General features: G+C 44.9%; 14 protein-coding genes. 8 read left to right on the top strand and 6 right to left on the bottom strand.

What is annotated here, in order from left to right; translation table 11 throughout:
• Nucleotides 1–19: 19 nt before the first annotated feature.
• Nucleotides 20–1,489, bottom strand: a complete 1,470-nt coding sequence (locus tag CRO25_RS02990; RefSeq protein WP_063563095.1) for a YdiU family protein — start codon at nt 1,487–1,489, stop codon at nt 20–22.
• A gap of 223 nt (nt 1,490–1,712) precedes the next feature.
• Between CRO25_RS02990 and CRO25_RS02985 the strand changes: the two genes are divergently transcribed.
• On the top strand, nt 1,713–2,153 hold the full coding sequence (locus CRO25_RS02985; protein ID WP_079693952.1) for a hypothetical protein: 441 nt from the start codon (nt 1,713–1,715) through the stop codon (nt 2,151–2,153).
• A gap of 147 nt (nt 2,154–2,300) precedes the next feature.
• Here CRO25_RS02985 and CRO25_RS02980 read toward each other — a convergent pair whose 3' ends face one another.
• The 4 genes from CRO25_RS02980 to CRO25_RS02965 all read right to left on the bottom strand — a co-directional run bounded on the left by CRO25_RS02980 (nt 2,301) and on the right by CRO25_RS02965 (nt 6,076).
• Complete coding sequence (locus CRO25_RS02980) at nt 2,301–3,617, bottom strand: nucleobase:cation symporter-2 family protein (RefSeq protein ID WP_063563096.1); 1,317 nt, start codon at nt 3,615–3,617, stop codon at nt 2,301–2,303.
• 350 nt (nt 3,618–3,967) lie between these two features.
• Entirely contained in the window at nt 3,968–4,267 is a 300-nt protein-coding gene (locus CRO25_RS02975; protein ID WP_079693953.1) for a Dabb family protein, read from the bottom strand.
• Between the two features lie 35 nt (nt 4,268–4,302).
• A complete protein-coding gene (locus CRO25_RS02970) occupies nt 4,303–4,848 on the bottom strand; it encodes a PadR family transcriptional regulator (protein WP_072733332.1) in 546 nt (181 codons plus the stop codon).
• 70 nt (nt 4,849–4,918) lie between these two features.
• Nucleotides 4,919–6,076, bottom strand: coding sequence for a YhgE/Pip domain-containing protein (locus tag CRO25_RS02965; RefSeq protein WP_079693954.1), 1,158 nt, complete (start codon nt 6,074–6,076; stop codon nt 4,919–4,921).
• Between the two features lie 96 nt (nt 6,077–6,172).
• Here CRO25_RS02965 and CRO25_RS02960 point away from each other — a divergent pair, with 96 nt between their 5' ends.
• The 3 genes from CRO25_RS02960 to CRO25_RS02950 all read left to right on the top strand — a co-directional run bounded on the left by CRO25_RS02960 (nt 6,173) and on the right by CRO25_RS02950 (nt 9,617).
• Nucleotides 6,173–7,426, top strand: a complete 1,254-nt coding sequence (locus CRO25_RS02960) for a cytochrome P450 (protein WP_079693955.1) — start codon at nt 6,173–6,175, stop codon at nt 7,424–7,426.
• A 419-nt stretch (nt 7,427–7,845) separates the two neighbouring features.
• Nucleotides 7,846–8,697, top strand: a complete 852-nt coding sequence (locus CRO25_RS02955) for an AraC family transcriptional regulator (RefSeq protein WP_079693956.1) — start codon at nt 7,846–7,848, stop codon at nt 8,695–8,697.
• Complete coding sequence (locus CRO25_RS02950; RefSeq protein WP_063563102.1) at nt 8,694–9,617, top strand: DMT family transporter; 924 nt, start codon at nt 8,694–8,696, stop codon at nt 9,615–9,617. Before CRO25_RS02955 ends, CRO25_RS02950 begins: the two co-directional genes overlap by 4 nt.
• A gap of 96 nt (nt 9,618–9,713) precedes the next feature.
• On the opposite strand, the gene CRO25_RS02945 is transcribed toward CRO25_RS02950, so the two are convergent.
• A complete protein-coding gene (locus CRO25_RS02945) occupies nt 9,714–10,406 on the bottom strand; it encodes a pseudouridine synthase (RefSeq protein ID WP_079693957.1) in 693 nt (230 codons plus the stop codon).
• A 159-nt stretch (nt 10,407–10,565) separates the two neighbouring features.
• Here CRO25_RS02945 and CRO25_RS02940 point away from each other — a divergent pair, with 159 nt between their 5' ends.
• From CRO25_RS02940 to CRO25_RS02925, 4 genes are all read left to right on the top strand, one after another.
• Nucleotides 10,566–11,435, top strand: a complete 870-nt coding sequence (locus tag CRO25_RS02940) for a hypothetical protein (protein WP_257018524.1) — start codon at nt 10,566–10,568, stop codon at nt 11,433–11,435.
• Nucleotides 11,436–11,506: 71 nt separating this feature from the next.
• A complete protein-coding gene (locus CRO25_RS02935) occupies nt 11,507–12,139 on the top strand; it encodes a hypothetical protein (RefSeq protein WP_079693959.1) in 633 nt (210 codons plus the stop codon).
• A gap of 271 nt (nt 12,140–12,410) precedes the next feature.
• Nucleotides 12,411–13,619, top strand: a complete 1,209-nt coding sequence (locus tag CRO25_RS02930) for a sugar MFS transporter (protein WP_063563106.1) — start codon at nt 12,411–12,413, stop codon at nt 13,617–13,619.
• Between the two features lie 90 nt (nt 13,620–13,709).
• Nucleotides 13,710–14,948 (top strand): aspartate aminotransferase family protein, encoded by a 1,239-nt coding sequence (locus CRO25_RS02925; RefSeq protein WP_024630502.1) that lies wholly within the window; start codon nt 13,710–13,712, stop codon nt 14,946–14,948.
• The last annotated feature ends 85 nt before the right edge of the window (nt 14,949–15,033 follow it).

Genomic DNA, 15,033 nt, shown 5'->3' with positions numbered 1-15,033 from the left:
CTTCATAACAAGTTTTCAATCAGGTTCCACAGAAAGTCCGGTAGGAGGTATCGCACTGCGTAGGCAGTTCCGCGTACTCAGCTTGTTCGGTAGAATGTGCAAACGGGTTTGAAAGAACAGCAAGAAGTTTCTCCATCACACTAAGATCTCCGTGATTCTCCGCTCGGTCCAGTGCTTCTTCCACCCGATGATTACGAGGAATCACCGCTGGGTTGCTAGTTCTCATCAATTGCTGCGATTCTTCCTTCCCTTCCTGCTGTCTGCCTAATCTTGCCTGGCGACGCTCATTCCACTCCGCAAACTCTGAAGTATCGAATAAAGGAGCTCCGTTGAGCGTATCAAAGGTCAGTGCGAGAAACGTATTTGTGTAATCTGCACTATGCTTCTCCATCAATTCAAGAAGATCCCTGATTAGCGCTTCATCCTCAGCCTCTTCATTAAACAAGCCCAGCTTGCTCCGCATTCCCGAGAGCCAGTGGTGGTGATACAATTCAGAGAATTGTGCAATCGCATCCTGAGCGATTTGTACAGCCTGTTCTTCATCCTCATGCAGCAGTGGCAGAAGCGTCTCGGCAAACCGAGCCAGATTCCAGCCGCCAATATACGGTTGATTTCCATATGCATACCGACCTTGCGTGTCAATGGAGCTAAATACCGTCGCTGGATTGTAGGCATCCATAAACGCACACGGCCCATAATCGATAGTTTCACCACTGATGGCCATATTATCTGTATTCATTACGCCATGAATGAAACCAACCTGTTGCCACTTGGCGATAAGTGAAGCCTGTCGACGAATGACTTCCTGAAGTAACTGGAGATAGCGATTATCGGCTTCGGCAATATCGGGAAAATGCCGTTTCAGTGTATAGTCAGCCAATGCTCTGAGCTCATCAATCGATCCCCATCTGGCTGCGTATTGGAAGGTTGCTACACGTAAATGACTTGAAGCCACCCGAGTCAGGATTGCACCAGGTCGCTCTGTTTCGCGTGTAATGTTTTCTCCAGTAGATACAACCGCCAGACTTCGCGTTGTTGGAATACCCAGTGCATACATCGCTTCACTAATAATATATTCACGCAGCATTGGCCCAACAGCAGCACGTCCATCGCCTCCGCGAGAATATGGGGTTCTTCCCGAACCTTTCAGCTGGATATCCACTCGCTCGCCTTGTGGCGTGATCTGTTCTCCCAGCAGCAAAGCCCGTCCATCACCAAGCATGTTAAAATTACCGAATTGATGACCCGCATAGGCCTGAGCGAGAGGCTCGGCACCTTCCGGAATCAGGTTACCTGCAAACACCTCCGCTCCTTCATCACTGTTAAGAGCCTCAGCATTCAGCCCCAGGCTGGCTGCAAGCGATGTATTGAAGATGATCAACTTCGGTGATTGAACAGGTACCGCACCCTGATTTGTAAAAAAGGTCTGTGGCAAACGTCCATAACTGTTGTCGAAGTGCCACCCTTTTTTCAGCGTTTCTTGTTGCATGTGATCACAACTCCTTTTCTGTAACCAAGCGATATCAGGATATCCCTTCGTTTTATTTTAGCCTTGTGAACCAATGCTCATTTATGTAGTCGCATGGAAATTCAACGGAAAGAACATGTAGCATGTTCATGATGAAACTTTAGCATATTTATATCCCTTTTGCATTCATCCTGCTGTAACTTTCATACCCGGGACACCGTTTAGAGATCAAGGGGTGATCAAATTGAGAAAATACATCTATTGGATTGGGTCTATAACACTTTTGTTTATGTGCCTTACGGGTTGTTCAGCGGACAACATACAATCAAAGGGAAATCAGGTTATCGTTCAACAACCGGTTGAGAGCTCCAATCAATATACCCTGTATAGAAAAATTACCGATCCAGCACAGGTGCAAGCCATCAGGAACATCACCGCCTCTATCCCGTCGAACAATACTATAGCGGATATGGTGCGACCTCCGGATTATAAATTCTTTTTCGAGAAAAAGAACACAGATTTCTCAGATAAAAGTGTCATCTATAACCTCTGGATCAGTCCCCATCAGGATCAGGTTGAAATAATCATTGAAAGTAAACCTACTTATGTTCAATTAACTAAGAAGAAATCTGCAAAACTTTTCGAACTCATCACAGGTGAAAAGCTTCCGGGGTATGTTGAGTAAAAATATCCAATTGTACTCTGCAGTTCACCCAAAATAAAGACCCAAGAGGTTCATTGACAAGGGGAGTCATTCCGATCATTCCACCTCAACCAATACATCTTGGGTCTGTTCCATTTATTCAGATCGCATACCTGTTACAAGACAATCTTAAGTATGTGCTTCTTGAGCTTGTACAGGCTGTACGGGCAGACTCTCTTTTTTAAATCCGAGGTTAAAGAAAACATTGAGCAGGATGGCACACAGACTGCCTGTGATAATACCATCACCAACAATAATGCGGATACTTTGAGGCAGCTGGGCAAACAGATCCGGCACAGCCGTGACGCCAAGACCGAGTGAAACCGAACAAGCAACGATTAACAGATTGGATTGCTTGCTGAAATCCACATGTTGCAGCATTTTAATCCCGGATGAGACTACCATGCCGAACAGAACAACCGTTGCCCCGCCGAGTACCGCGCTGGGAATAATCGTTGCGAATGCCGCAACTTTGGGGATCAGTCCAAGAAAAATCAGAATACCTCCGGCTGCAACAACCACATTGGTCGTTTTCACTTTGGAGAGCTGAACCAAACCGACATTCTGAGCAAATGTGTTATACGGAAAAGCATTGAAGATACCACCAAGTACAAATGCCAGACCTTCTGCGCGGTATCCTCGTGCCAAATCCTTTTCGTTAATCGGTTGATCACAGATTTTGCTCAAGGCCATAAACACACCTGTAGATTCGATAATGACAACTGTGCCGACAATAATCATGGTAATGATCGGACCGATTTCGAAGGTAGGCCATCCAAAGTAAAAGGGCTGGGGCAAATGAAACCAAGAGGCTTCCTGTACAGAGCTGAAATTCACTTTCCCCATGATGGCAGCGACGAGGGTACCCACAATAATACCGAGGAGAACTGCGAGGGATTTGACAAAGCCGCGAGCATATCGATTCAGCACCAGAATGAAGAGCAATACCCCGAATGAGAGCGCCAGATTGTCCAGACTTCCGAAATTCTCACTGTTTGCTCCACCTGCCATGTTCTTGATGCCTGTTGGAATTAACGCCAGACCAATAATGGTTACGACTGTTCCAATCACAACGGGAGGAAACAGTTTGACGATTTTACTAAAGAAAACAGCACATATAACGATGAATATCCCTGCTGCTATGATGGAACCGTAAATGGCCGGAATTCCATATTGTGATCCAATCGCAATCATGGGAGTCACAGCAACAAATGAGCTTCCAAGAACCGCTGGCAAGCCAATCCCCAAATACTTCCCTTTACGTGCTTGAAGCCATGTCGCGATACCACAGGTTAACAGGTCAATCGATACCAGATACGCCAATTGTTCCGCAGTCAGGTTTAACGCTCTTCCCACAAGCAGCGGAACCAAAATGGCCCCGGCATACATCGCCAATACGTGCTGAATTCCCAGTGAAAAAATCCTCATTCTCTTGGTTTCTCTCATCCCTACCTGCCCCCTGTAATTTAGAATCACTTTACCGCTGCAAAAATCATGTTATGTTGATTCACATTATATAAACAATTGCGGGAAGTTCCATGATCCATAACATAGAATTGTTGCAGGTTATAAAGAGACCTCATTATATTGGGCATTTTGTACAAAAAAGGGATGAGCACAGCTTCTTTTAACGTTATATTACCTCACATGAAATCCCGAAACACCTTTACTTCTCCCGATCATCCCCATCGAAAAACGTAAAAAGGCCAGCCAGAAAATTCTGGCTAACCTAATCATTTCAGAGCCACCGGCAGGGCGACTTCTTATGCGTATTATATTATGGACAATGAGCAAACTCAGATCGGATAATCGACCACAATTACATTCTCTACCCACTCATTCAGGGAGGCTACAAATGCCTGATGTGCAGGATGCGGCCCATAAGCACGCAGTGCTTCCTGATCTTCAAATGTCACTCTCAGGCCAAGTGTGAAGCCCTGAATATGATCCGTCTCCTCTGTTACATTAATACCTGCGGTGAGATCCACAATTCCAGGAATCTGTTCCTGTAACGCGAGCAATTGAGCTACCAATTCTTGCTGTTTGACCGTAGTGATTTTATCGTTCAATTTGAATGCGACCAAATGTTCATACATTATCTTTTCACCTCATTCCTTTAACGAGTAGTGATTTAGCTTTTTAATACCCTGCTCTGAACATGATGCAGAAGTTTCTGAAGCCAGATTATATCGCTCTGAATGGAGTGGTACGCGTGATCTCGCATCAACAACAGTGCATCTTTCAGATCCTCCTGCACATCAATCTCCTGAGGTGTATGAGATTCAATATATTCCAGCCTCTTATTCATCTTCTCAATAATATCCTCAATCAAATACGCGATCTTCTGATTATCCACCTTATCCAAATGGACCAACGCAGCGTATAAGGACTGTACATTCGTAAACTTCTGGAACACCTTATATATGCTCTGTTCAAGGGACTGACGTCCTTTTTCGGTAATTCCATATGTCGTTTTGTCTGGTCGATTTTCACTCTGAATTGTTTCTACCTTCTCAATAAGACCCTTCTTCAGCAACACTTCAAAATTATAATAAATGGTGCCTTCGGTAATCTTGGCATCCGTTTGATCCAGATGTTTCCCAATTCGCTTCTTAATATCATAGGGATAATAATTCCCTTCACTTAGTGCACCGAGTATAAATATTTGAATCGACATGTGACTGCCCCCATTCTGCTAATCGAAGGGCATAGCTTCTTCTTCATCGCCTACCCTCATATCTTCTATTTTATATCATAACGGGCTGTTGTACAGACTCCTGTGTGGTACTAGTTTGCTTGGCTTTTTTGAAATGATGAATGGCTGTATTGATAACAAAGGCTCCCACACCAACCAATGCCAGCCCAACAGCATAATGCACCGTTCGTCCCCCACCGAAGAGAATATTGTAATCCAGATGCGTTGAATAGAACATCGGTGTGATTTGACTTACGAATTTGAAATATCCTGGCATCATCTCCGGTGACATGGACGTCCCGTTTGCAATGGATTGGCTGAGTACGAATATCATATTGATCAGCATTCCGCCTTGACCCAGAAGCATGATAAAGATACTTGTAAACTCAATCGACACAAACAACTGCAAACTATGCACCATCCACAGTTTCAAAAACGCTTCCACGCCATACCCTTGCACCATAAAATAAATGCCTATCCCTACAAGTGGAGCAAGGATGGAAACAAGCAGGTTGACTCCTCGCATTGCAAAGAATGCTTTCCATTTCCCCATCTGTCCTTGCAGTTGTTTCATTCCGCCAATGCTTTGCATCGCATAGATCATGGCTCCAACATAGAGCGCCATGGTGATAAACATCGGTGCCATCTGATTTTGCATGCCTGCTGGTTGCGGGTTGCTCAGAACGATGTCGGATGATACTTTGTCCATGGTCGATTCCACAATCTGTTTCGATTGCTCCGCAGGAACCTGCATACTGCTCAGTACACCCTCGAAGCTCTGTGCCTGAACCTGAGCACCGATCTGCGCAGTGATTTGAGCAGCTACATTTTTCATTGAACTGGTGATCGTTGTTGGGTTCGATTCATTAATCAGGTACTGGAGCTGAGCTTTACCGCCCTGTTCAGACAGTTTCTCCGTAAAATCACCCGGTATACGTATGATCATATGAATATCCCGATCTTCAAGCCCTGTCTTTGCCTGTTGCAATGATTCGTTGGTTACTACCTTAAATGGCAACTGTTCTTGCAATTTTTGTACAAATTCAGTACCGGATTGCTGGTCCTCGTTGACAATGGCCACCGTAAGATTGGTTACATTTTTAGGGATTGCACTATATCCCGACATAAAAACGGTCAACATTACAATCTGATAAAAAACGATCATGAATATGCCTGCCTTGACTCCGCCGTGCTTCAGTATGTTCTTCACTCTTTACTCCACCTTGTTGTTTTAATTTAACTACTTGAATTAAAGTACTCTTATTTGTTATATTTGTCAATGAGACCAACCAAGGAGGCGAAACGAATGACGAAGAGCTCTATTATTTCTCTGTCAGAAATCACGAATTTCCAATCGAAAGAAGAAGAATTCAGTCCCTACCGTTGGTATCGCAGCATGTTGAATCAGGAACCTGTCATCTACAATGAAGAGACCGATTCCTGGCATGTATTCAAGTATGATCTTGTCAAAACCGTGCTTAATGATCACGAGCACTTCTCCAGTGTGAGAAAAAGATCAATTGTGAACGTCGGATATTCAAGTGAAGAAAAAGGTGCGGACAGTGAGCATCACATGCCGGACAAGCTGGATATTCACAATGTAGATCCGCCGGATCATCGCAAGCGGAGATCATTGCTGGCAAGTGCGTTTACACCGAGAAGTCTCAAGCTTTGGGAACCGAGAATAGAGGCAGTGGCCGAAGAGCTAATTAAAGAGTTTGAGCATCAATCAGAAGTGGACATTGTTGAAGCTTATACGAGCATGTTTCCTGTCATTATCATGTCTGACCTGCTTGGCGTTCCCTCCAAAGATCGTCATTTGTTCAAGGGTTGGGTGGACACCATGTTTATGCCCACTACCGATGCCACCTTTGATCAAATTAACGACATGAAAAAGATTGCCGGCGAAGAATATTTTAAATACTTGTATCCCTTCGTTGTGTCCAAAAGATCCAATCTGGGAGAAGATATCATATCCGACCTGATCCAGGTGGAAGTGGATGGCGAGCACTTTACGGATGAAGAGATTGTGCGAACCACCATGTTTATTCTGGGTGCTGGCATAGAAACAACAAGCAACCTGCTGGCCAACTCGTTCTATGCCCTTCTGTATGATCAACCGGAATTGTATGCCGAACTCAGGGATAATCTTGAGCTTGTTTCAGCCGCCGTAGAGGAAATGCTGAGATATCGCTTTCACATCAGCAAAATGGACCGGATGGTCAAAGAGGATAACGATCTGCTTGGTGTTAAACTGAAAAAGGGAGACGCTATCGTAGCGTGGATGAGTGCAGCCAATATGGATGAGAACATGTTCGAAGACCCGTTTACCTTAAATATTCATCGATCGAACAATAATAAACAGCTTGCATTTGGTTTTGGTACTCACTTCTGTCTGGGGGCACCACTGGCGCGTCTGGAGGCCAAAATTGTACTGACCACATTTCTAAAAACCTTCACCAGCATTGAACCCGTGGAAGGATTCAATCTGGAAGAAAATCTGACCGCTTCTGCGGCCGGACAATCTTTAACGACCCTTCCGCTGAAGCTATATACGTAAATTCATCTGACGTAAATTCATTTATGAATTGATAATCTTCACTATATTTTCGATGGATAAAATCAAAACAAAAAGAGCAGATCTCATCTGCTCTTTCTTTCTACATTCGTTAATTCAGTAAACCTGTTCCATTCATCATAAATGGCACCACTCGCTCAGCCAATTCAGCCGGGGATTCCTGTCGCTCACCTGAAGCACTTGCTACGTTGCTATAACAATAATTTAGGTTCAAATTAATATTGTTATCCGTTAAATGAGCTATAATTGAACCAAAATACTCGTCATCCATCTAGTTAGGGACAGCGGGTATTTTGGTTTTTTACATGTTTGAACAAAACAGAGCGAGCAATATCGTCCAAGAAAGTTCCTTCTTTTCATATTATAATGACATTTAACTTACCAGAAAGAAGGTGCAGCAGGTGACTCGCGAAGTGCGAACCGTCGTGTTCGATACCGATTTACAGCTCGAAGCCTATCAATTCGAAGGCATTATGCAGAAATTCCCCAATCATTTTCATGACTATTACGTCATTGGATTTATTGAGCAAGGCAAGCGCCATCTCGTATGTAATAACGAAGAATATATCCTGAACACTGGAGACATGATTATTTTTAATCCGCATGATCCCCATGCCTGCGAACAGGTGGACGGCAGAACTCTGGATTATCGCTGCATCAACATTCAACCTGAGGTCATGCGCCAATATGTACTGGAAATTACCGGACAAGATTATTTGCCACGGTTTACTTCCCCTGTTCTCTATCAGAGCGAACATGTTACTTCTTTGCATGAGCTGCATCAGATGATCTTGGAAGAGCAAGCTGACTTTCACAAAGAAGAACTGCTGCTCTTTCTGCTGGAACAGCTGATGAGAGAATATGCCGATGCCGAACCGCCCATTTCCGCCCAGGACGTCACCATCGAGATTAGACTCATATGCGAGTACATAGAGACTCATTATATGGAGAGCATTACGCTGAACCAATTAGTCGAGTTAACAGGGCTGAGCAAGTACCATCTATTGCGTTTGTTCACTCGTCAAAAAGGGATATCTCCCTACCGCTACCTGGAAACAATTCGCATCAATCAGGCCAAACGGCTATTGGAACAAGGCCAGCTCCCGATTGAGGTTGCAGCGCAGACCGGTTTCAGTGACCAGAGTCACTTTACGAATTTTTTCAAAAAGCTAATTGGCTTGACCCCCAAGCAATACAGACGCATCTTCAACCATGAAGTGGATCCAAAGCGCACAGCGGATGATCTGTCATGACAGGTCAGAACAAAATTTCCACTGGACACCTGCTAGCCTTACTTACGATCCTGATCTGGGGAACAACGTTTATCTCCACCAAGGTGCTGCTGATCGATTTCACGCCGGTGGAGATTCTCTTTTTCCGTTTCGTGATTGGCTATGTGGTGCTCTTCCTGATCTATCCGCAGTTAATGCGAATTACCTCACTCCGAGAAGAAATGCTGTTTATCGTTGCTGGATTATGCGGGGTTACGTTATATTTTCTCATTGAAAATATTGCACTGGTGTACACCTTAGCTTCCAATGTAGGTGTTATTGTTTCGATTGCCCCTTTCTTTACCGCAGTCCTTGCACATTTCTTCCTGGATGGAGAGAGATTGCAAAAGCGGTTTATCTTGGGCTTCGCCATTGCCTTGTCTGGCATTATCCTTATTGGATTCAACGGCAGTTTCATTCTGCAACTGAATCCCCTGGGGGATCTGCTCGCTTTCGTGGCACCTGCTGTATGGGCGATCTACTCTGTTCTCATGCGCAAAATAGGTGAACTTCCCTATCACACCATCGGTGCTACACGCAAAGTATTCTTTTATGGACTATTATTCATGCTGCCGGCTTTGTTCCTGTTCGAATTCCACTTCGATCTCGGGCGCTTCGCCAACATGACCAACCTCTCGAACCTTCTCTTTCTCGGACTGGGTGCCTCGGCCTTATGTTTTGTAACCTGGAACCGGGCAGTGAGTCTGCTGGGAGCCGTCAAAACAAGTGTGTACATTTATTTGGTGCCTGTCATTACTGTCGTCGCTTCTGCACTGATTCTACATGAACGGATTACCTGGATAACGCTGCTTGGCGCTCTATTAACGTTGCTCGGATCATTTATTTCAGAGAAGAAAGTACACAGAAAAGACCACCGTAGTACGTTGCCAGAACTTGAATAGTATATGGTTTCATCGTCCAAAACTCAAAGAAAGGCATTAATCCATTACGGATTAGTGCCTCTTCATTTTGCCAGGACATTGAGCAGATACAACTTTCTAATTCAACATGGACAGAAGATTCTCCAGCTCCTGCTTCTCCAGATGTCTCCATTGTCCACGTTCCAGTCCATCCAGCGTAACATTCATAATTCGGATGCGCTCCAGCTTGAGCACTCTGTATCCCAAGGCTTTGCACATTCTGCGGATTTGTAGATTAAGCCCCTGAGTCAAAATGATACGAAATACGTTCTCACTATGCTTATATACCTCACACGGTTTCGTCACCACATTCATAATCTCAACACCTTGCGACATCGCCCGTACGAATTCGTCTGTCACTGGTTTATCTACGGTTACTACGTATTCCTTGTCGTGGTTATGCTCCGAACGCATCATCTTGTTCACAATGTCCCCGTCGTTCGTCAGAAAAATTAATCCCTCGGACGCCTTATCCAGCCTGCCAATCGCAAAGATACGCGAGGGATAATTCACATACTGAATGATGTTTCCCTCCACCTGTTCTGCTGCGGTGCAGACAATGCCGATGGGTTTATTCAGAGCAAGGTACACAGGCTCGCGATCATTGTAAGAAATCTCCTGGCCATCAATGAGCACGATATCCTCGGGCTCCACGTCCGCTCCTTTTTCACATACCTTACCATTAATCGTAATGCGCCCGGCTGCAATTAATCGGTTCGTTTCCCTGCGGGAGCAGTATCCCGTTTCACTTATGTATTTGTTAATTCGCATGCTCCACCACCACTTTGTTCAATAGGTTAGTGCCTTGTACTGATTTTCATCACACATCATCTCACTTATAATGAAACGAAGCAAATGAATTGTTATTCGGAGGTACATAGGTAATCCAAAATAAACTATGGAAAGGAGTTAACCATGGACAAAAAGTGTATGAGAGTCCTTAAAAAGTTATATTTTCACGCCAATGGTGATTATGACAGAGCACGTGAAGTAATGATCTATCAAACGGATACACTAACTCCTGCCGAACAAGATCTACTGACTTCAGTGGGCTGGGTGGCTAATGATCTCGAGATGGTCCACCATGATGATATCATTCAACGACTAATCGCTTTCCAGCAGAATGAACGTCTATCCTGGTCAACGATTACCCAAGCATTTATTGCAGGTGTCGGGGGCAGTTATCCTCGAGGCATATCTACGCTCGCAAGCTACCATATGATGATTCACTCAGAGCCACATGCTTACGAAGAGACTGAACAGTTCCTGGCTTGCAGAGTTTGCGGTTTCAGTCATAGCGATGAGAGCTGGAAGAATCTATCCAATATCCGTTACGCCCTTCACCAGGGTTATGATTACAGTGGCACAAGCGTAGGTGCATACGCCGATCTGACAGAGTTTGTCACCATACTTGAGCAAGGACCAATTAAACCGACTCCCGAGGATATCACCACATTCAATCAACTGCTTCGCATGCTGGATCAGGCTGAAGACGAAGAGTCTCCGGGGAAATTTGAGAAACGACTCACTGCAGAGAAATTAGTCAAAGGACACGCCGGGATTCGCCGAAGTATTCTTCAAGCGCTGTCCAGAGTAGGTGTACTGCCCAATCAGGTTCTCTCCCTCAGTACAGACCATTGGACCAACAACGAGCATATCCTGAACGGTGAGTTGCTGCTTAATAATACCAAAGGCCGCTCTGATATGGAGATGCCTTGGGCTGGCTGGCAAGGTAAACTAGGCGTCGATTGGGACAAAGCACGCAAGCTGTTTGGAAATGCGATTCAAGTCAAAGACTGAACGGTCAGCCCGTCATAATTAATGTGTTGTCCGTTTAAACAGCTTAATCCAGACACAAAGAGGAGTTTACCATGCACAAAGTTAACCAGCTTTCAATTGACCCTGATGTTCTGAACCAGAATACTGGCATATGGATTGGCGGAGAAATCGCATATGTTACAGATTGGCCGCTTAATCAGGAGAGCCAACCCTTGTTGCATCTGTTCTCCATTGATTGCAATACACTTTTACAACAGATGCATGTCCCTTCGTTGCCACCCGGGAAGTACATTTCGGTCTTCTCCACCTATTCCGCTTCGGAATACTTTTTGGACCAGGTAACCTATACGGGGGATGAGCTGGAATGGAAGGAGAATATTCTCGCTGGATGTACATATGTATCCGTATCTTCAGAGCCACTAACTTCCGTATGTCCCATTCAATCCATTCCTTTATGCGGAGTAGGATTGACGGAAGTAGAGATCGAGGAACAGGATTTCCCTGCCTTTTCATTTTTCTCTTCCATGCTACCAAACGGTGTGAACGGAATTAGCCATTTGTTAGAGGACTATCAATTCGTTGGTCAGATTTATTCCGGGGATTTCCCCCATCTCTATCAGGATATACTGGGACTTTCCGATGCAAACGGATATTTGTTATTACGAACTGGCCCTGCGACTGCTCAGGCACCCTTGGATGGAATTTTCTTTGTGCAAACTGCTTAGTGGGACGACAGCTTAAGTTAAATCATATTCGGATTAATGTTTCCGAACGTCAAGAAGTTTCCTGTCTATTACAGATAAGGAAACTTTTTTTGCTTCGACACGAAATCGTTTTAGGTTGAACATTGTGTGAGAAAGATCATTCATTCGTCAAAAGTTAACATTATTTTACAATAAAAAGCATGTACAATTGCATAATTATGGTATAAGTTATATACGAAAGAAACATTATTTACATAATATAAAATTTATATCCATCTTAGGAGGACAACTTATGAGAAGAATTTTCGCTTTAAGCTGCGGTTTTTATCTGTTAATCGGCATAACCAGCGTTGTACTCGGTGCACTTCTACCCGTTTTATTGACACATTATGAGCGTGGTTATAGTGATGGCGGATTTTTGTTGTTTCTGCAGTTCCTCGGTTTTCTTGTCGGGGTGCTCGTTGCTCCTTCCATGACTGCCCGCATCGGCAGAAAATCCATGTTAACCATCGCACTGATCTGTATTGTGGCCGCCTATGCCGTTCTCGGATTCTTGCCATCCTGGACAGTTGTTCTTCTTCTAACCATTATTGTCGGGTTTGGGTCTGGTATCATTGAGCCCTCCGTTGGTGCGTTTACGATAGAATTTACGGAAAATCAGAAAGCAGTAGCAATGTCCAAGCTTGATGTGTACTTTGCCCTCGGAGCACTTCTCATTCCGGCAGTCGCTGCCTTATACATTTGGCTGGATCTTTGGCATCTTACGTTTTATACCGTTTCCGCGTTATCCCTTATTCTCATGCTGTTATGGGTGACCATGCCCACCTCCGCCGCTTCTTATCTGAAACAAGCTGGTGAAAACACCGTTGGACATGCAACGGGCAGGGCCCAGTATTCCAGAAAACATATGGGGCTGCTCACCATCTTCGTCATCTTTTTCTTCGTTTACATGGGTCTGGAGTTAGGCCTGATGAACTTCCTGCCTTCCATCCTGGTCGAACGATTGCAGTTACAGGAGTCTGTCGCTTCACTCAGCGTATCCATCCTATGGATTGCCATGATTATCGGTCGTCTTTTTTCCGGAAAAATTGCTGAAGCTGTCAACTACATGCCTTTCCTGATCTGGAGTACGGTAGGTACACTTCTGTTCGCCGTTGCCATGGTGTTCGTTACGGGCCAATGGGCAACATACCTGCTAATCTTCGGAACCGGATTGTTCATGTCAGGGCTGTTCTGTATTGCACTGGTCTATGCCAACATTTTGATTCCGGGCATGACTGAGCGCACAACCAGCATCCTGATTGCATCAGGGGGTATCGGCGGCGCCATTCTGCAGTATGTAACCGGATGGAGCATGAGTGCATGGCCTGTAGTGAACACGATCTGGATTTTGGCCGGATTTTGTCTGATTTTGCTACTCACTCTCGTACTCTCTCATCTCTGGAATGTAAGGAACAGCGCCGTAAGTGGAACTCTCGCACATCAGAGTAAAGAGATTTAAACGTTGCTTCTTGAGAGGGGTGATGCCCGCGTAATCCGGAATTATTGATCTTCGTTCAGGCTAGTACATTACATTTATGGAGGGAATCGTATGCAAACCTTAACCAAAAACCGTTTCAGAACCGGACAAGGGATTAAGTTGATTGACGATGCAGGCGTTGAATATCTGGATGGTGTGTCCGGTACGTTCAACCTGTCACTGGGCTACAATCACCCGCATGTCGTGAGCAAAATTCAGGAACAAGTCGGCAATCTGACGCATATGTCTTCCTCCTTCACAGAACCGTATGTGGATGAAGTGCTCGATCATCTGATTGAATATGCTCCAAACGACATTAATGCCGGATGGATGCGGGATATTACGGGCTCAACCGCCAATGAATGTGCCACCAAAATTGCACAGAAATACACGCAATCCACAGACATTATCAGCCTGTACCTGTCCCATCATGGTCAGACCCAGTTTGCAACAGGGATTTCGGGAAATGCCTTCCGGCGGAAACGGTTTCCAAATTCGGCTGTTGCCAACTCCGTTCATGTGCCTGCACCATACTGCTATCGTTGCCCATTCAAATCCTCAAGCGGAGACTGCGGATATCAATGCGTTGAAGCTATCTCCGATGCCATAGAATATGCGAGTTCCGGCTCAGTCGCCTGCATGATTATTGAACCGATCCTCGGCAATGGCGGCAATATCATTCCTCCTGCTGGTTATTTCAAGCGCCTGCGTAAACTGTGTGATGAGTACAATATCATTCTTATTGCCGACGAAGTACAGACGGGAATCGGACGTACCGGGTATATGTTTGCCAGCGAACTGTTCGATATCCAGCCTGACATGATTACCCTTGCCAAAGGTCTCGGTGGTATCGGTGTGCCTGTTGCTGCGGTATTGATGCAGTCCCGATTAAATGTACTGGAAAAGCATGAACATTCCTTCACCTCAGGAAGCAATCTGATCTCTGTAACCGCAGCCAAATCTACCCTGGAGGTTGTATCCGAACCCGGATTCCTGGATGACGTGAAACGCAAAGGTGAAATTTTAGGTGGATTACTGCAAGATTTGGCCATGAAATATCCAAGCATTGGTGAAGCTCGCGGAGTTGGCCTGATGTGGGGATTGGAAATGGTGGGTGACAATAACGAACCGGATACGGATAAAACCAACGCCATTATCGACCGTGCCTTCACGGATGAGCATCTGATTTTAAGAGGATCACGTTACGGCTTCGGGAACGTAGTTAAGGTCAGACCATCGCTTACCACAACAGAAGATGAGTTGGTTGAAATTGTAGAGCGACTCGATTCAGTACTTGCCAGCGTCCATTAAAACATTTCAATGCCATTGCTCGAAGTGGTAGTTTCGGTTACGAATCGTTCTTCTGATCGCTGTTATCCCCGGATTTTATTTGATT

The organism is Paenibacillus sp. RU5M, assembly GCF_900221055.1.
GTDB classification, from domain to species: Bacteria; Bacillota; Bacilli; order Paenibacillales; family Paenibacillaceae; genus Paenibacillus; species Paenibacillus marchantiae.
The sequence above is the reverse complement of the archived record's forward strand: the minus strand, read 5'-3'. Positions and strand labels throughout refer to the sequence as shown.